The sequence below is a fragment of the Streptococcus sp. Marseille-Q5986 genome, assembly GCF_946902915.1.
Lineage (GTDB): Bacteria > Bacillota > Bacilli > Lactobacillales > Streptococcaceae > Streptococcus.
In genome coordinates this window covers 1-18,383 of sequence record NZ_CAMPPY010000015.1, presented here as the reverse complement: position 1 = coordinate 18,383, position 18,383 = coordinate 1, and the positions used below count along the sequence as shown (strand labels likewise).

General features: G+C 41.4%; 14 protein-coding genes and 3 pseudogenes. 16 read left to right on the top strand and 1 reads right to left on the bottom strand.

The window, feature by feature from the left end:
* Positions 1-124 precede the first annotated feature (124 nt).
* From era to ppc, 16 genes and pseudogenes are all read left to right on the top strand, one after another.
* Complete coding sequence (era, locus tag OVN21_RS10915; protein WP_267248425.1) at positions 125-1,024, top strand: GTPase Era; 900 nt, start codon at positions 125-127, stop codon at positions 1,022-1,024.
* 48 nt (positions 1,025-1,072) lie between these two features.
* Entirely contained in the window at positions 1,073-1,897 is an 825-nt protein-coding gene (gene mutM, locus OVN21_RS10910; protein ID WP_267248424.1) for a DNA-formamidopyrimidine glycosylase, read from the top strand.
* Entirely contained in the window at positions 1,897-2,502 is a 606-nt protein-coding gene (gene coaE, locus OVN21_RS10905; protein WP_267248423.1) for a dephospho-CoA kinase, read from the top strand. The genes mutM and coaE overlap by 1 nt, the downstream gene beginning before the upstream one ends.
* A complete protein-coding gene (locus tag OVN21_RS10900; RefSeq protein ID WP_267248422.1) occupies positions 2,489-3,688 on the top strand; it encodes a multidrug efflux MFS transporter in 1,200 nt (399 codons plus the stop codon). The genes coaE and OVN21_RS10900 overlap by 14 nt, the downstream gene beginning before the upstream one ends.
* On the top strand, positions 3,688-3,837 hold the full coding sequence (gene rpmG / locus OVN21_RS10895) for a 50S ribosomal protein L33 (protein WP_007519517.1): 150 nt from the start codon (positions 3,688-3,690) through the stop codon (positions 3,835-3,837). The genes OVN21_RS10900 and rpmG overlap by 1 nt, the downstream gene beginning before the upstream one ends.
* Before the next feature lie 39 nt (positions 3,838-3,876).
* Complete coding sequence (gene secG / locus OVN21_RS10890; RefSeq protein WP_000282517.1) at positions 3,877-4,110, top strand: preprotein translocase subunit SecG; 234 nt, start codon at positions 3,877-3,879, stop codon at positions 4,108-4,110.
* Between the two features lie 203 nt (positions 4,111-4,313).
* The gene (gene rnr, locus OVN21_RS10885) at positions 4,314-6,668 is read left to right on the top strand and encodes a ribonuclease R (RefSeq protein WP_267248421.1); all 2,355 of its coding nucleotides are present in this window, start codon (positions 4,314-4,316) and stop codon (positions 6,666-6,668) included.
* Positions 6,631-7,098: an SsrA-binding protein SmpB gene (gene smpB, locus OVN21_RS10880; RefSeq protein WP_267248420.1), complete on the top strand. Its 468-nt coding sequence runs from the start codon at positions 6,631-6,633 to the stop codon at positions 7,096-7,098. The genes rnr and smpB overlap by 38 nt, the downstream gene beginning before the upstream one ends.
* 14 nt (positions 7,099-7,112) lie before the next feature.
* Positions 7,113-7,973: pseudogene (tehB, locus tag OVN21_RS10875) on the top strand (SAM-dependent methyltransferase TehB).
* Positions 7,974-8,189: 216 nt separating this feature from the next.
* A pseudogene (locus OVN21_RS10870) lies at positions 8,190-9,278 on the top strand (hypothetical protein).
* A 76-nt stretch (positions 9,279-9,354) separates the two neighbouring features.
* A complete protein-coding gene (locus tag OVN21_RS10865) occupies positions 9,355-10,311 on the top strand; it encodes a competence protein CoiA (protein WP_267248419.1) in 957 nt (318 codons plus the stop codon).
* An 18-nt stretch (positions 10,312-10,329) separates the two neighbouring features.
* On the top strand, positions 10,330-12,132 hold the full coding sequence (gene pepF / locus OVN21_RS10860) for an oligoendopeptidase F (protein WP_267248418.1): 1,803 nt from the start codon (positions 10,330-10,332) through the stop codon (positions 12,130-12,132).
* A gap of 1 nt (position 12,133) precedes the next feature.
* The gene (locus OVN21_RS10855) at positions 12,134-12,847 is read left to right on the top strand and encodes an O-methyltransferase (protein WP_267248417.1); all 714 of its coding nucleotides are present in this window, start codon (positions 12,134-12,136) and stop codon (positions 12,845-12,847) included.
* A 67-nt stretch (positions 12,848-12,914) separates the two neighbouring features.
* Positions 12,915-13,856 carry a peptidylprolyl isomerase PrsA gene (prsA, locus tag OVN21_RS10850; protein WP_267248416.1) on the top strand — a complete coding sequence of 314 codons (942 nt, stop codon included), beginning with the start codon at positions 12,915-12,917 and terminating at the stop codon, positions 13,854-13,856.
* 202 nt (positions 13,857-14,058) lie between these two features.
* A complete protein-coding gene (locus OVN21_RS10845; protein ID WP_267248415.1) occupies positions 14,059-15,282 on the top strand; it encodes an FtsW/RodA/SpoVE family cell cycle protein in 1,224 nt (407 codons plus the stop codon).
* 24 nt (positions 15,283-15,306) lie between these two features.
* Positions 15,307-18,003 (top strand): phosphoenolpyruvate carboxylase, encoded by a 2,697-nt coding sequence (gene ppc, locus OVN21_RS10840; protein ID WP_267248414.1) that lies wholly within the window; start codon positions 15,307-15,309, stop codon positions 18,001-18,003.
* A 234-nt stretch (positions 18,004-18,237) separates the two neighbouring features.
* Here ppc and OVN21_RS10835 read toward each other — a convergent pair.
* A pseudogene (locus OVN21_RS10835) lies at positions 18,238-18,383 on the bottom strand (IS30 family transposase); the annotation flags it as partial.

Here is an 18,383-nt window from a genome sequence, read left to right as displayed (position 1 = left end):
CTCCTCCTCGTGATTTGTAGTAGTGATAGAACTCCTCAACTCTATTGTAAACTAAAATAAAGAGCACAACATCTTTTCATTCGGTGTTGTGCCTTGAGTGAAACGAAAGGAATGAATGATAAGTATGACTTTTAAATCAGGCTTTGTAGCCATTTTAGGACGTCCCAATGTTGGGAAGTCAACTTTTTTAAATCACGTTATGGGGCAAAAGATTGCCATCATGAGTGACAAGGCGCAGACAACGCGCAACAAAATTATGGGAATTTACACGACCGATAAGGAGCAGATTGTCTTTATCGACACACCAGGGATTCACAAGCCTAAAACGGCTCTTGGAGATTTCATGGTCGAATCTGCCTATAGTACCCTTCGTGAAGTGGATACTGTTCTTTTCATGGTGCCCGCTGATGAAGCGCGTGGTAAGGGGGATGACATGATTATTGAGCGTCTCAAGGCAGCCAAGGTTCCTGTCATTTTGGTGGTAAACAAGATTGATAAGGTCCACCCAGACCAGCTTTTGTCTCAGATTGATGATTTCCGAAATCAGATGGACTTTAAGGAGATTGTTCCTATATCAGCCCTTCAGGGAAATAATGTATCTCGTCTAGTGGATATTTTGAGTGAAAATCTGGAGGAAGGTTTCCAGTATTTCCCAGCTGATCAAATCACAGATCATCCTGAGCGTTTCTTGGTTTCAGAAATGATCCGTGAGAAAGTTCTCCATTTGACGCGTGAAGAGATTCCTCATTCAGTTGCCGTAGTAGTCGACTCTATGAAGCGGGATGAAGAGACAGACAAGGTTTACATTCGCGCAACCATCATGGTGGAGCGCGATAGTCAAAAAGGGATTATCATAGGAAAAGGTGGCGCTATGCTCAAGAAAATTGGGACCATGGCACGTCGTGATATCGAACTGATGCTAGGAGATAAGGTTTTCCTAGAAACTTGGGTCAAGGTCAAGAAAAACTGGCGTGATAAAAAGCTAGATTTGGCTGACTTTGGCTATAATGAAAAAGAATACTAAGTAGAGGTGGGCTCATACCTGCTTCTTGTTTTTACAGAAGGAGGATTTATGCCTGAACTACCTGAGGTTGAAACAGTTCGTCGTGGCTTGGAAAAATTGATCTTGGGAAAGAAGATTTCTAGCCTAGAGATTCGTTATCCCAAGATGATTAAGACAGATTTGGAAGAGTTTCAAAAAGAACTAGCTGGTCAAGTAATTGAGTCAATGGGACGTCGTGGCAAATATTTGCTTTTTTATCTGACAGACAAGGTCTTGATTTCCCATCTGCGGATGGAGGGCAAGTATTTCTACTATCCAGACCAGGTTCCTGAACGCAAACATGCCCATGTTTTGATTCAGTTTGAAAATAGTGGCACTCTTGTATATGAGGATGTACGCAAGTTTGGTACTATGGAACTATTGGCGCCTGACCTTTTGGAAGCCTACTTTATTTCTAAGAAACTAGGTCCTGAACCAAGCGAAGAAGAATTTGATTTGCAGGTCTTTCAAGCTGCCCTAGCCAAGTCTAAAAAGCCTATCAAATCCCATCTCTTAGATCAGACCTTGGTAGCTGGTCTGGGTAATATCTATGTGGATGAGGTTCTTTGGCGAGCTCAGGTTCATCCAGCTAGACCTTCCCAGACTTTGACAGCAGAAGAAGCGACTGCCATTCATGACCAGACCATTGCTGTTTTGGGCCAGGCTGTTGAAAAAGGTGGTTCCACCATTCGGACCTATACCAATGCCTTTGGGGAAGATGGAACCATGCAGGATTTTCATCAGGTCTATGACAAGGCTGGTCAAGAATGTGTACGCTGTGGCACCCTCATTGAGAAATTCCAGCTCGGTGGACGTGGAACTCATTTTTGTCCAACTTGTCAAAGGAGAGATTGATGGGAAAAATCATCGGAATCACAGGAGGAATTGCCTCTGGTAAGTCAACTGTGTCAAATTTCCTAAGAGAGCAAGGCTTTCAAGTGGTGGATGCTGACGCAGTCGTTCACCAACTACAAAGACCTGGTGGTCGTCTTTATCAGCTCCTAGTTCAGCATTTTGGGCAGGAAATCATCCTTGAAAATGGAGAACTCAATCGCCCTCTCCTGGCTAGTCTCATCTTTTCAAATCCTGAGGAGCAAGAATGGTCTAAGCAGCTCCAAGGGGAGATTATTCGTGAGGAATTGGTTGCACTAAGAGAACAGTTGGCTCAGACAGAAGCAATTTTTTTCATGGATATTCCCCTGCTTTTTGAACAGGACTACAGTGCTTGGTTTGATGAAACGTGGCTGATTTATGTGGATCGAGATGTTCAGGTGGAACGTTTCATGAAACGGGATCAACTTTCTAAGGAAGTAGCTGAGTCTCGTCTGGCAGCCCAATGGTCTTTAGAGAAAAAGAAAGATTTAGCCAGTCAAGTTCTAGACAACAATGGCAGTCGTGATCAGCTTGTGAGTCAAGTAGTGAAGTTACTTGAAGGAGGCGATAGCTGTGCAAGAGATTAGTTGGAAAGAGAATCTTCGTGTCGCCTGGTTCGGTAGTTTTCTAACGGGAGCTAGTATTTCCTTGGTCGTCCCTTTCATGCCTATCTTTGTAGAGCAGTTGGGAATTGAAGGGGACCAAGTTGCTTTCTACGCTGGATTATCCATCTCAGTTTCGGCTGTTTCAGCAGCTCTAGTTTCTCCTATCTGGGGTATTCTTGCTGACAAATATGGTCGAAAACCCATGATGATTCGAGCTGGCCTTGCCATGACCATCACTATGGGAGGTTTGGCCTTCGTGCCAAATATCTATTGGCTACTCTTTTTGCGCTTGCTCAATGGTATATTTACTGGTTTTGTCCCCAATGCAACAGCTTTGATTGCTAGTCAGGTACCTAAAGATAAGTCTGGAGCGGCTCTGGGAACTCTATCTACAGGTGTTGTTGCAGGAACACTGACGGGTCCCTTTGTTGGAGGCTTTATTGCTGAAATTTTTGGCATTCGTAATGTCTTTTTATTGGTAGGTGCTTTCTTATTTTTAGCTGCAATTCTAACCATTTTCTTTATCAAGGAAGATTTTCAGCCTGCAGCTAAGGAGAAGTCTATCCCGACAAAAGAAGTATTTTCTTCTTTCAAGTATCCTAGGCTTTTAGTGAATCTATTTTTGACTAGCTTCGTCATTCAGTTTTCAGCTCAATCAATTGGCCCCATTCTAGCTCTCTATGTGCGAGACTTAGGGCAGACTGAGAATCTCCTCTTTGCATCAGGATTGATCGTATCCAGCATGGGATTTTCTAGCATGATGAGTGCTGGAGTTCTAGGAAAACTTGGCGATAAGGTAGGGAATCATAGATTGTTAGTTGCAGCGCAGATTTATTCCGTCATCATTTACCTTCTTTGTGCCCATGCAACCAGCCCCTTTCAACTTGGCTTGTATCGTTTTCTCTTTGGTTTGGGAACAGGCGCTCTCATACCGGGAGTTAACGCTCTTCTTAGCAAAATGACTCCAAAATCCGGAATTTCAAGGATTTTCGCCTTCAACCAAGTCTTTTTTTACCTCGGTGGAGTGATCGGACCTATGGCGGGATCCGCAGTTACAGGATATTTGGGCTACCATGCTGTCTTTTATGCGACAGCAGCTTGTGTGGCTTTCAGTTGTTTATGCAACATAGTGCAATTTAGATTATTATTAAAAGTAAAGGAAATCTAGTGCGAGTAAAAATCAATCTCAAGTGCTCCTCTTGTGGTAGCATGAATTATCTAACCAGTAAGAACTCCAAAACCCATCCAGACAAGATTGAGGTTTTAAAATATTGTCCAAAGGAAAGAAAAGTAACTTTACATCTTGAATCTAAGTAGAATTTATGGTAAAATGATAGGGATTTTAAGGAGTTTGATATGTATAACCTATTATTAACCATTTTATTAGTATTATCTGTTGTGATTGTGATTGCGATTTTCATGCAACCAACTAAGAACCAATCCAGCAATGTATTTGATGCCAGCTCAGGTGATTTGTTTGAACGTAGTAAAGCGCGTGGTTTTGAAGCTGTGATGCAACGTTTGACAGGCATTTTAGTCTTTTTCTGGCTAGCCATTGCCTTAGCATTGACAGTATTATCAAGTAGATAAGAAATGGGCAGGACTAGGTCTTTGCCTCTTTTTATTTTTATACTCTTCAAAAATCTCTTCAAACTACGTCAGCGTCGGCTTGTCGTACTCAAGTACTGCCTGCGCCAAGCTTTTTAGTTTGCTCTTTGATTTTTATTGAGTATTAAATGATGTTTGAGAAGGTCTTACAGTAAAAGAAAATTATAAAAATCTAGAAAGAAAACATGAAAGATAAAATTAAAGAATATTTGCAAGAGAAGGGGCGAGTGACGGTAAATGACCTAGCTCAGGCTCTCGGAAAAGATGGGGCCAAGGATTTCCGTGAGTTGATTAAAACCCTGTCTCTGATGGAAAGAAAGCACCAGATTCGCTTTGAAGAAGATGGCAGTCTGACCTTGGAAGCCAAGAAAAAACATGAGATTACCCTCAAGGGGATTTTTCATGCCCATAAAAATGGTTTTGGTTTTGTCAGCCTAGAAGGGGAAGAGGACGACCTTTTTGTAGGGAAAAATGATGTCAACTATGCTATTGATGGTGATACCGTCGAGGTAGTGATTAAGAAAGTCGCTGACCGCAATAAGGGAACAGCAGCAGAAGCCAAAATTATTGATATCCTAGAACACAGTTTGACAACAGTTGTCGGGCAAATCGTTCTGGATCAGGAAAAGCCTAAGTATGCTGGCTATATTCGTTCAAAAAATCAGAAAATCAGTCAACCGATTTATGTTAAGAAACCAGCCCTAAAGTTAGAAGGAACAGAAGTTCTCAAGGTCTTTATCGATAAATACCCAAGCAAGAAACATGATTTCTTTGTCGCGAGTGTTCTCGATGTGGTGGGACACTCAACGGATGTCGGAATTGATGTTCTTGAGGTTTTGGAATCAATGGACATTGTATCCGAGTTTCCAGAAGCTGTTGTTAAGGAAGCAGAAAGTGTGCCTGATGCTCCGTCTCAAAAGGATATGGAAGGTCGTCTGGAACTAAGAGATGAAATTACCTTTACCATTGACGGTGCGGATGCCAAGGACTTGGACGATGCAGTGCATATCAAGGCTCTGAAAAATGGCAATCTGGAGCTTGGGGTTCACATCGCAGATGTTTCTTATTATGTGACCGAGGGGTCTGCCCTTGACAAGGAAGCCCTTAACCGTGCGACTTCTGTTTACGTGACAGACCGAGTGGTGCCAATGCTTCCAGAACGACTATCAAATGGCATCTGCTCTCTCAATCCCCAAGTTGACCGCCTGACCCAGTCTGCTATTATGGAGATTGATAAACATGGTCGTGTGGTCAACTATACCATTACACAAACAGTTATCAAGACCAGTTTTCGTATGACCTATAGCGATGTCAATGATATCCTAGCTGGCGATGAAGAAAAGAGAAAAAAATATCATAAAATTGTACCAAGTATCGAACTCATGGCCAAGCTTCATGAAACTTTAGAAAACATGCGTGTGAAACGTGGAGCTCTCAATTTTGATACCAATGAAGCGAAGATTTTAGTGGATAAACAAGGTAAGCCTGTTGATATCGTTCTTCGGCAGCGTGGTATTGCCGAGCGGATGATTGAGTCTTTTATGTTGATGGCTAATGAAACAGTTGCCGAACATTTCAGCAAGTTGGATTTGCCTTTTATCTATCGAATTCACGAGGAGCCTAAGGCTGAAAAGGTTCAGAAGTTTATTGATTATGCTTCGAGTTTTGGCTTGCGCATTTATGGGACTGCCAGTGAGATTAGTCAGGAGGCACTTCAAGACATCATGCGTGCTGTTGAGGGAGAATCTTATGCAGATGTATTGTCCATGATGCTTCTTCGCTCTATGCAGCAGGCTCGTTATTCGGAGCACAATTACGGCCACTATGGACTAGCTGCTGACTATTATACTCACTTTACCAGTCCAATTCGTCGTTATCCAGACCTTCTTGTTCACCGTATGATTCGGGATTACGGCCGTTCTAAGGAAATAGCAGAGCATTTTGAACAAGTGATTCCAGAGATTGCGACCCAGTCTTCCAACCGTGAACGTCGTGCCATAGAAGCTGAGCGTGAAGTCGAAGCCATGAAAAAGGCTGAGTATATGGAAGAATACGTGGGTGAAGAGTATGATGCAGTTGTATCAAGTATTGTCAAATTCGGTCTCTTTGTCGAATTGCCAAACACAGTTGAAGGTTTGATTCACATCACTAATTTACCTGAATTTTATCATTTCAATGAGCGTGATTTGACCCTTCGTGGGGAGAAATCGGGCATAACTTTCCGTGTAGGACAGCAGATTCGCATTCGGGTTGAAAGAGCCGATAAGATGACGGGCGAGATTGACTTCTCTTATATCCCAAGTGAGTTTGATGTCATCGAAAAAGGCTTGAAACAATCTGGTCGCAAAGACAGAAGTCGGGGCTCAAGTCGTCGTTCAGACAAGAAGGAAGACAAGAGAAAATCAGGGCATTCAAATGATAAGCATAAGCATTCACAAAAAGACAAGAAGAAAAAAGGCAAGAAACCTTTTTACAAAGAAGTAGCTAAGAAAGGAGCTAGGTATGGCAAAGGGCGAGGGAAAGGTCGTCGCACAAAATAAAAAGGCGCGCCACGACTATACAATCGTAGATACGCTAGAGGCAGGAATGGTCCTGACTGGAACTGAAATCAAGAGTGTGCGAGCAGCTCGAATCAATCTCAAGGATGGCTTTGCCCAAGTAAAAAATGGGGAGGTCTGGTTGAGCAATGTCCATATCGCGCCTTACGAAGAGGGCAATATCTGGAATCAGGAACCAGAACGCCGTCGCAAACTCCTGCTCCATAAGAAACAAATTCAAAAATTGGAACAAGAGACTAAAGGGACAGGAATGACGCTGGTTCCCCTTAAGGTCTATATTAAAGATGGTTATGCCAAGCTCCTTTTAGGCCTAGCTAAAGGGAAGCATGACTACGACAAACGAGAGTCAAACAAGCGACGTGAACAAAACCGTGACATCGCGCGTGTCATGAAAGCTGTCAACCAGCGATAAAAAGAGGAATGAAAATGGAAAAACTAGTTGCCTACAAACGCATGCCACTGTGGACTAAAGAGACTATGCCAGAGGCGGTTCAGCAAAAGCACAATATCAAGGTCGGAACTTGGGGTAAGATTACAGTTGTAAAAGGAACCCTCAAGTTTATTGAATTGAGTGAAGAAGGAGAAGTTCTAGCTGAACACCTCTTTGAAGCAGGAGCAGACAATCCAATGGCGTAACCGCAAGCCTGGCACTGAGTGGAAGTTGCCACAGATGATGTAGAATGGTACTTGGAATTTTATTGTAAACCTGAGGACTATTTCCCTAAGAAATACAATACCAATCCTGTTCATTCAGAAGTTCTGGAAGCTATGCAAACAGTGAAACCGGGTAAAGCTTTGGATTTGGGCTGTGGTCAGGGGCGCAATTCTCTTTTTCTAGCCCAGCAAGGTTTTGATGTGACAGCTGTGGATCAAAATGAACTGGCTATTGAAATCTTGCAAAGCATTGTGGAGCAGGAAGATTTGGAAATGCCTGTTGGTCTTTACGACATCAATTCAGCCAGCATTAGCCAAGACTATGATTTTATCGTATCAACTGTTGTTCTCATGTTTTTGCAAGCGGACCGCATTCCAGCTATTATTCAAAATATGCAGGAGCACACCACGGTGGGTGGCTACAATCTTATCGTTTGTGCCATGTACACGGAGGATTATCCTTGCTCAGTGAACTTCCCATTCACTTTTAAAGAAGGGGAACTGGCAGACTATTACAAGGACTGGGAAATGGTTAAGTACAATGAAAATCCAGGCCATCTGCACCGTCGCGATGAGAATGGCAATCGTATTCAACTACGTTTTGCGACTATGTTAGCCAAAAAAATCAAGTAAATCAAAATTCTATCAGCGAATAGAAACCACTTTGCAAAGTTTCTATTCGTTTTTGTTTGCGTTGGTTGATTGGGGCGAGCAGGATTTTATGCTATACTAGAAGTAGGAAATCTGAGCAGTAGATCTGTATTGCTGATACTCTCAGCGCAAGAAAGTCTTTATGATGGAGGTGGTCGAATGACGAGTCTTTTTGTGGATCTGTATGATTGACATGTATTGGAAAAGAATGTCTACCAAGCCTTTATCAGTGATTGTGACGAGATTCTTTTTCTATCTTTGACAAAAATAAGCAATGAAGAAAAGCTATTTCTCCGTCAGTTTATCATGGAAGAGATGCCCCATATCCAACGAGTGACCTTTCGTCAGCTCTCCTTAGAACAACTATCGGACTAGTTAGATTATTGTCTAGCAGGCTATGACCAGGTTCTTCTTGATGTCTTTGGTGGGGATTCGTTACTAGCCTTATCTCTCTATATCGTTGCCATGGACATCGAACGAGGAAAACAATACAAGTGGGTAGCCGGTCAGTTAGAAAAAGAAGACTTGGACATTCCAACCCTAAGCATCCAACAGCTGATAGCCTTGCGTGGTGGAAAAATGCTCAAATCAAAATGCCCAATCCACTCAGCTCAGCAAATTGCAACCATCAAAAAACTAGCCAGTTCGGCTATTGCCAATTCTGCCAACTGGTATCAAGTGACCCAATTTGTCTCTCTAGCTAAGACCAATGACCTGCATGCGGAAACCGAAAAGATATTGGAAAACAATGGCAAGTATTATCACTACCTAGAATCTCTCATCCCTTTACTTGTGGAAGCGGGGATGCTTTGTATTGAAAGCGAAGACGAGAAACGAGTAGCATACAGCTTTCCAAGTCAAGAAGCTCAAGTCTTTTGTCGCAACAAGGAGCATATTTTAGAGGTGTATCTCTATCTCTTGGCGCTGGAATCTCAGCTGTTTGATGAGTGTATGATAGGCAGTGAGATTGATTGGAATGGCATCTTTCCAGAGGTAGACAATGTTCAAAATGAGATCGATGTCATTCTGAGAAAGGGACGCTCGATTATCTTTATCTCTTGCAAGACGACAGATTTATCAGTTGAAGCCATCAACATCAATGAACTAGAAGTCTACGCCAATCATTTTGCTGGGGAAAGTTGCCTCAAGTTGATTGTTTGTACGGGGAAAATCAATCCAGCTTATGCCAATCGCTGTCAGGAATACGGCGTGCTGGTCATTAGAAGTGAGCAGATTCCTAATCTCATTCCCATGCTAAAAAAATATTCTAAGAGACAAAAAAGATAAGAAATAATATTATGAAAGGCTGGAATTCCAGTCTTTTTTAATTTTTTTTCGAATAAATGAGAAAAGGAGGTAGTCCATGTTTGTAGCCAGAGATGCCAAGGGAGATTTGGTGAATGCCCTCGAAAAAGACGTAACTAAGCAGTCTTACACTTGCCCAGCCTGTGGGGGCGGGCTACGGTTACGTCAAGGACAGAGTATTCGAACGCACTTTGCCCATAAAAGGTTAGGAGATTGTATGGCTATTTTTGAAAATGAAAGTCCAGAACACTTGGGCAACAAAGAGGCCCTTTATCACTGGGCCAAGAAAGATAGTCAGGTCGCCTTAGAATATAGTCTGCCCGAGATTCAACAGATAGCGGATGTTCTCGTCAATGAGAAACTAGCTCTGGAGGTTCAGTGCAGTCCCTTGTCCCAAAATCTTTTAGGCGATAGAAGCCAAGGATATCGTAGCCAGGGCTATCAGGTTATCTGGCTACTGGGAGAAAAACTCTGGTTAAAAGAGCGATTAACACAACTGCAAAGGGGAGTTCTCTATTTTAGTCAAAATATGGGATTCTATGTTTGGGAACTGGATCTCAAAAGGAAAATTTTGAGACTCAAATATCTTCTGCATCAGGACCTACGTAGCAAGCTTCATTTTCAGGTCAAGGAATTTCCTTATGGTCAAGGAAATCTCTTGGAAATTCTACGATTTCCTTATCAAAAACAAAAACTGCCTCGTTTTGAAGTTGTACAAGATTCCACTATCTGTCACTATATTCGCCAACAGTTGTACTACCAAACACCTTACTGGATGAAGAAGCAAGAAGAGGCCTATCAGCAAGGAGATAATCTATTAAACCATCAACTAGATGACTGGTATCCTCAAGTCAGACCGATAGAATCGGGTGATTTTTTGCAGATTGAAACCGATTTGACTAGCTATTATAGAAATTTTCAGGCTTACTATCAAAAAAATCCGAAAAATAATCGCCAAAAGCTCTATCCACCAGCCTTTTATCACTTATATTTCTCAAAAAATGTGATAAAATAGAAAGGATGGAGGAATCTTATGGTATTACAACGACATGAAATAAATGAAAAAGATACATGGAATCTTTCGACAATCTACCCAACAGACCAGGCTTGGGAAGAAGCCTTGAGAGATTTAACTGAAAAAGTACAAACAGCAGCCCAGTATGAGGGGCATCTCTTGGACAGCGCGGACAGTTTGCTTGAGATTACAGAATTCTCACTTGACTTGGAACGCCAAGTTGAAAAGCTTTATGTCTATGCACATATGAAAAATGACCAAGATACGCGCGAGGCTAAATATCAAGAATACTATGCCAAGGCTATGACCCTCTACAGCCAGCTAGACCAAGCCTTTTCATTCTATGAACCTGAGTTTATGGAGATTACTGAGGAGCAGATGACAGCCTTCATGGTGGCTGAACCCAAGCTTGAGCTTTATCAACATTTTTTTGATCAACTCCTACAAAAGAAAGGCCACGTTCTTTCGCAACGTGAGGAAGAATTGCTTGCTGGAGCGGGAGAAATCTTTGGCGCTGCTAGTGAAACCTTTGCTATTTTGGATAATGCGGATATTAGCTTCCCATATGTCCTTGATGATGAAGGCAATGAAGTGCAACTCTCACACGGTACTTACATCCGTTTGATGGAGTCTAAAAACCGTGAAGTGCGTCGTGGTGCCTATGAAGCCCTTTATGCGACATACGAGCAATTCCAACACACTTATGCTAAGACTTTGCAGACAAATGTCAAGGTGCAAAACTACCGTGCCAAAGTCCGCAACTACAAGAGTGCTCGTCATGCAGCCCTTGCAGCCAACTTTGTCCCAGAGAGTGTCTATGACAATTTGGTAGCAGCAGTTCGCAAGCATTTGCCACTCTTGCATCGTTACCTTAACCTTCGTTCTAAAATCTTGGGGATTTCAGATCTCAAGATGTACGATGTCTACACACCACTTTCTTCTGTAGATTATAGCTTTAACTACCAAGAAGCCTTGAAAAAAGCAGAAGAGGCCTTGGCAGTCTTGGGTGAGGATTACTTGAGCCGTGTCAAACGTGCCTTCAGCGAGCGTTGGATTGATGTCTATGAAAATCAAGGCAAGCGTTCTGGTGCCTACTCTGGTGGTTCTTACGATACCAATGCCTTCATGCTTTTAAACTGGCAGGATAATTTAGATAATCTTTTTACCCTTGTCCATGAAACAGGTCACAGTATGCACTCGAGCTATACTCGAGAAACCCAACCTTATGTTTACGGAGATTATTCTATCTTCTTGGCTGAGATTGCCTCAACGACCAATGAAAACATCTTGACAGAGAAATTGTTGGAAGAAGTAGAAGACGACGCAACACGCTTTGCTATTCTCAATAACTTCCTAGATGGTTTCCGTGGAACAGTCTTCCGTCAAACTCAATTCGCTGAGTTTGAACATGCTATCCATCAAGCAGATCAAAATGGAGAAGTCTTGACAAGTGATTTCCTCAATAAGCTCTACGCTGACTTGAACCAAGAGTACTATGGACTCAGCAAGGAAGACAATCCTCAAATCCAATACGAGTGGGCACGAATCCCACACTTCTACTATAACTACTATGTTTATCAGTATTCAACAGGTTTTGCAGTTGCTTCAGCCTTGGCTGAAAAGATTGTCCATGGAAGTCAAGAAGATCGTGACTGTTATATCGACTATCTCAAGGCAGGTAAGTCAGACTATCCACTCAATGTTATGAGAAAAGCGGGTGTTGATATGGAGAAGGAAGACTATCTTAACGATGCCTTTGCAGTCTTTGAACGTCGCTTGAACGAGTTTGCAGCTCTTGTTGAAAAATTGGGACTAGCATAAGATGGTAGAGTCTTATAGTAAAAATGCCAATCACAATATGCGTCGTCCCGTCGTCAAGGAAGAAATCGTTGAACTCATGCGCCAACGTCAAAAGCAGGTGACTGGTTCTTTGAAAGAATTGGAGGACTTCGCTCGCAAGGAAAATATCCCAATCATTCCCCATGAAACGGTCGCTTACTTTCGATTTCTCATGGAGGCTATGCAACCTAAGAGCATTCTGGAAATTGGGACAGCTATCGGTTTTTCAGCTCTTTTAATGGCGAAACATGCGCCAGATGCCAAGATTACAACCATTGATCGTAATCCTGAGATGATTGGTTTTGCCAAGGAAAACTTTGCCCAGTTTGACAGTCGTAAGCAAATCACCCTCTTAGAGGGAGATGCCGTAGATGTTTTGTCTAGCCTGACAGAAACTTATGACTTTGTCTTTATGGATTCGGCTAAGTCCAAGTACATCGTCTTTCTACCTGAAATCCTCAAACGACTTGAAGTTGGTGGAGTGGTTGTCTTGGATGATATTTTTCAAGGGGGTGATGTTGCCAAGGACATCATGGAAGTCCGCCGTGGTCAACGAACCATTTATCGTGGTTTGCAAAGACTTTTCGACGCAACTTTGGATAATCCAGGCCTAACGGCAACTCTAGTTCCTCTTGGTGATGGCATTCTCATGCTACGAAAGAACGTAGCAGATGTACAGCTACCTGATGATAAATGATTTTCAGAAAAATTTAAGAAATTATAGTAAAATAGATAAAGTAACACTTACCGTAAAAGGAGTAAACATGAAGAAAAAAATTATGGCAGGAGCCATCGCACTTTTATCAGTAGCAACACTTGCAGCTTGTTCAAATAGTTCTGAAGGAAAAGATCTGATCAGCATGAAGGGTGATGTGATTACGGAGCATCAATTTTTTGAAGAAGTAAAGAACAATCCAACTGCGCAACAAGTCTTGCTCAATATGACCATCCAAAAAGTATTTGAAAAACAATATGGGTCAGAAGTGACTGACAAAGATGTGGATGACGCCGTTGCTGAGGAACAAAAGAAATACGGCGATAGCTACAATAGCGTACTTCAACGGGCAGGTATGACTGCTGAAACTCGTAAAGCTCAAATTCGTACTAGCAAATTGGTTGAATTGGCAGTTAAGAAAGCTGCCGAGAGTGAATTGACAGATGAGGCTTACCAAAAGGCTTTTGAGTCCTATACACCAGATGTGACTGCTCAAATCATCCGTATGGATAATGAAGACAAGGCAAAAGAAGTGCTTGAGAAAGCCAAAGCAGAAGATGCAGATTTTGCTCAGTTGGCGAAAGACAACTCTAACGACGACAAAACAAAAGAAAATGGTGGAGAAATTACTTTTGATTCAGCTTCAACAGAAGTGCCAGAACAAGTTAAGAAAGCTGCTTTTGCTTTAGATGTAAATGGCATTTCTGATGTGATTACGGCTACTGGAACACAAGCCTATAGCAATCAATTCTACATCGTTAAAGTAACGAAGAAAACAGAAAAATCATCTAATCTTGATGACTACAAAGAAAAATTAAAAACTGTTATCTTGACTCAAAAACAAAATGATTCAACATTTGTTCAAAGTATCATCGGAAAAGAATTGCAAGCTGTTAATATCAAAGTCAAAGATCAAGCCTTCCAAAACATCTTCACCCAATACATCGGTGGTGGTGACTCAAGCTCAAGCAGTAGTTCATCAAACGAATAGTCCAAATCAGTACAAATCTCTCCTGAGGTTTGTATTTTTTGAACTTGAGTCTGAAAATAATTCTGAAAAAATAGTAAAATTCGAAGGATTGTAAGGTAAGAGTTTTTTTCTTTCTGAAAAAATGGTATAATAGCAATCAAAACTAGAAAATAAAACGGAATTTGGAACAGATTTGTCTGTATCCTAGTAGAGTGGTGATACTATGAAGATTAGTAAGAGGCACTTATTAAATTATTCCATCTTGATTCCCTACTTGCTTTTATCTATTTTGGGCTTGATTGTGGTCTATTCGACCACCAGCGCTATTTTAATCGAAGAAGGCAAGAGCGCCTTGCAATTGGTTCGAAACCAAGGAATCTTTTGGACTGTTAGTTTAATACTGATTGCCTTAATTTATAAATTAAGACTAGATTTTTTGAGAAATGAGCGACTAATCATTTTAGTTATATTGATAGAAATGGTTTTATTGTTCTTGGCTCGTTTTATTGGTATTTCCGTAAACGGGGCATACGGTTGGATTTCAGTTAGAGGAGTAACTATTCAGCCAGCTGAGTACTTAAAAATCATTATTATTTGGTATTTGGCTCACCGATTCTCCAAACAGCAAGAAGAAATAGCCATTTATGATTTCCAAGTTTTGACTCAAAATCAATGGTTTCCCCGTGCTCTTAATGACTGGCGATTTGTTCTTCTAGTTCTGATTGGAAGTCTGGGAATTTTCCCTGATTTAGGAAATGCGACTATCTTAGTCTTAGTTTCCTTGATTATGTATACAGTTAGTGGAATCGCTTATCGCTGGTTTTCAACCATTCTGGCGCTCGTATCGGCTGCTTCTGTCTTTGTTTTAACCACTATCAGCCTTATCGGTGTGGAGACCTTTTCAAAAATCCCAGTATTTGGCTATGTGGCCAAGCGCTTTAGTGCTTTTTTTAATCCTTTTGTGGATCGTGCTGACGCGGGCCACCAGTTAGCTAATTCTTATTTTGCCATGGTCAATGGCGGTTGGTTTGGTCTAGGTCTTGGGAACTCGATTGAAAAACGAGGTTATTTACCAGAGGCACATACAGACTTTGTCTTTTCTATCGTGATTGAAGAATTTGGATTCGTAGGAGCGAGTATGATTTTGGCTTTACTCTTCTTCTTAATTTTGCGAATCATCTTGGTTGGTATTCGAGCAAAGGATCCTTTTAACTCCATGGTTGCTATTGGTGTCGGAGGGATGATTCTTGTTCAGGTCTTTGTCAATATCGGTGGGATTTCTGGTTTGATTCCTTCTACAGGGGTAACCTTCCCCTTCTTATCTCAGGGTGGGAATAGTCTTCTAGTCTTATCAGTGGCAGTGGCCTTTGTTTTAAATATCGATGCCAGTGAAAAACGCGCTAAGTTGTACCGAGAATTGGAAAATCAAACAATGAGCCTTCTGTGAAGTAGAATAAAGAAAGGATAGTCTATGTCTCTTCAGAAATTAGAAAACTATAGTAATAAAGCTGTCATCCAAGAAGAAGTCTTGATTTTGACTGAACTATTAGAAGATATCACAAAAAATATGCTAGCGCCAGAGACCTTCGAAAAAATCATGCAGTTGAAGGAATTATCAACAAATGAAAACTATCAAGGGCTCAATGAATTGGTGACTAGCCTTTCCAATGAAGAAATGATTTACATTTCTCGTTATTTCTCTATCCTTCCACTCTTGATTAATATATCTGAGGATGTGGACTTAGCCTATAAAATTAACCACCAGAACAATGTGGACCAAGACTATCTAGGAAAACTATCTACAACCATAAAGATGGTAGCTGAAAAAGAAAATGCAGCTGAAATTTTAGAAAAGTTAAATGTCGTTCCCGTCTTGACCGCCCATCCAACGCAAGTGCAACGCAAGAGTATGCTGGACTTGACCAACCATATCCATACTCTCTTGCGCAAGTATCGTGATGTCAAACTAGGCTTGATTAATAAAGAAAAATGGCACATGGATCTCCGCCGTTACATTGAAATTATCATGCAAACAGACATGATTCGTGAGAAGAAGTTGAAAGTAACTAACGAAATCACGAACGTGATGGAGTACTATCAAAGTTCATTCCTGAATGCTGTTCCGCGTTTGACAGCTGAGTATAAAAAATTAGCTAAAGAACAAGGTATTGAACTTCAGCGTCCAAAACCAATTACCATGGGGATGTGGATCGGAGGAGACCGTGATGGAAATCCTTTCGTAACAGCGGAAACCCTCAACAAATCAGCTTTGACTCAGTGCGAAGTCATCATGAACTACTACGATGAAAAGATTTATAATCTTTATCGTGAATTTTCACTGTCAACCAGTATAGTGAATGTCAGTGATAAAGTCCGTGAGATGGCGCTTAAGTCACAAGATAATTCCATTTATCGCGAAAAAGAACTCTATCGTCGTGCCCTTTTTGATATCCAAGCTAAGATGCAGGCAACTAAGGCTTATTTGATTGAAGACAAGGATCTTCAGCCTAGATATGCTACTGCAGATGAATTTTATCAAGACTTGTTGGCCATTCGAGATTCTCTCCTTGAGAACAAAGGAGAATACCTGATTTCAGGAGAATTTGTTGAACTGATGCAAGCCGTTGAAATCTTTGGCTTCTACCTTGCTTCTATCGATATGCGCCAAGACTCTAGTGTTCATGAAGCCTGTGTGGCTGAATTGTTAGCATCTGCTAGAATCAACGACCACTATAGCGATCTGTCTGAAGATGAAAAATGCGCCCTCCTCTTAAAAGAGTTGGAAGAAGATCCTCGTATCCTCTCTGCTACTCATGCTAAGAAGTCAGAACTGCTTGAGAAAGAATTGTCTATCTTCAAAACTGCTCGCAAGTTGAAGGATAAACTGGGGGAAAATGTCATTCGCCAAACCATCATCTCTCACGCGACAAGTGTATCTGATATGCTAGAATTAGCCATCATGCTCAAGGAAGTAGGCTTGGTGGATGCTCAAAAAGCGCGCGTTCAGATTGTTCCCCTCTTTGAAACGATCGAAGATCTGGATCACTCGGAAGAAACCATGAGAAGATATTTCTCTCTTCCTTTAGCTAAAAAATGGATTGCTTCAAAAGACAACTACCAAGAAATCATGCTTGGTTACTCTGATAGTAACAAGGATGGTGGTTATTTATCATCATGTTGGACTCTCTATAAAGCTCAACAGCAACTGACTGCTATTGGAGACGAATTTGGCGTTAAAGTCACCTTCTTTCATGGTCGTGGTGGTACTGTTGGTCGAGGTGGTGGTCCAACTTATGAAGCCATCACATCTCAACCGCTCAAGTCTATCAAGGACCGTATCCGTCTGACTGAGCAAGGAGAAGTGATTGGAAACAAATACGGAAACAAAGACGCTGCCTATTATAACCTTGAAATGTTGGTTTCTGCAGCCATTAACCGTATGATTACCAAGAAGAAGAGCGATACTAACACGTCAAATCGTTATGAAGCTGTTATGGATCAAGTGGTGGACCGTAGCTACGATATCTACCGTGATTTGGTCTTTGGAAATGAACATTTCTATGACTATTTCTTCGAGTCAAGCCCAATCAAGGCTATTTCAAGCTTCAATATCGGTTCGCGTCCAGCAGCTCGTAAGACTATCACTGAAATCAGTGGTTTGCGTGCTATCCCTTGGGTCTTCTCATGGTCACAAAGTCGTGTCATGTTTCCTGGATGGTATGGTGTGGGCTCAAGCTTTAAAGAGTTTATTAATCAAGATCCGAAGAATATCAAGTTTCTTCGTGACATGTACCAAAACTGGCCTTTCTTCCAATCTCTTCTTTCCAATGTGGACATGGTCTTATCTAAGTCTAACATGAACATCGCTTTTGAATATGCTAAGCTCTGTGAAGATGAAGAAGTGCAGGCTATCTACTACACTATTTTAGATGAATGGCAATTGACCAAGAACCTTATTCTAGCTATCGAAGGCTATGACGAACTCTTGGCAGAAAACTCTTACCTAAAAGATAGTCTAAACTATCGTATGCCTTACTTTAACATCCTTAACTACATCCAGTTGGAGTTGATCAAACGTCAACGTCGTGGTGAATTATCAGCAGACGAAGAAAAACTGATTCATACTACTATCAACGGAATTGCAACTGGTTTGCGTAATTCAGGCTGATATTCTACAAACTTCCTCTTTTTTCAAGGGGAAGTTTTTGACTTGGCTAAATTCCCAAACTAAGTTCCACCGCTAGTAGAAGTGGAAGTTAGTCTGAAAAATTATAAAAACCAGTGGAAATCCGTGTCAGGGTAAGTTCCGCTGGTTTTACTCATGCTTGATTTCAAGGAATCGAAAAAAGAGGGCACAAAATCCCCTCATCTGAAACGTTTGAATGGGGTTGAAGGTTCGTTTTTAGAACCACTGTTGAAGTAATTTAGAAGATTGACAGCCGTCTTCTGCAGGTATTTTAGAAATGCCGAGAAGCTTAGGAATCCCTTCTCCGTAAGTAAAGGCAAAGAGTTCATAGGCTGACTCTCCATTCAAAGCAGCGCGTTTGA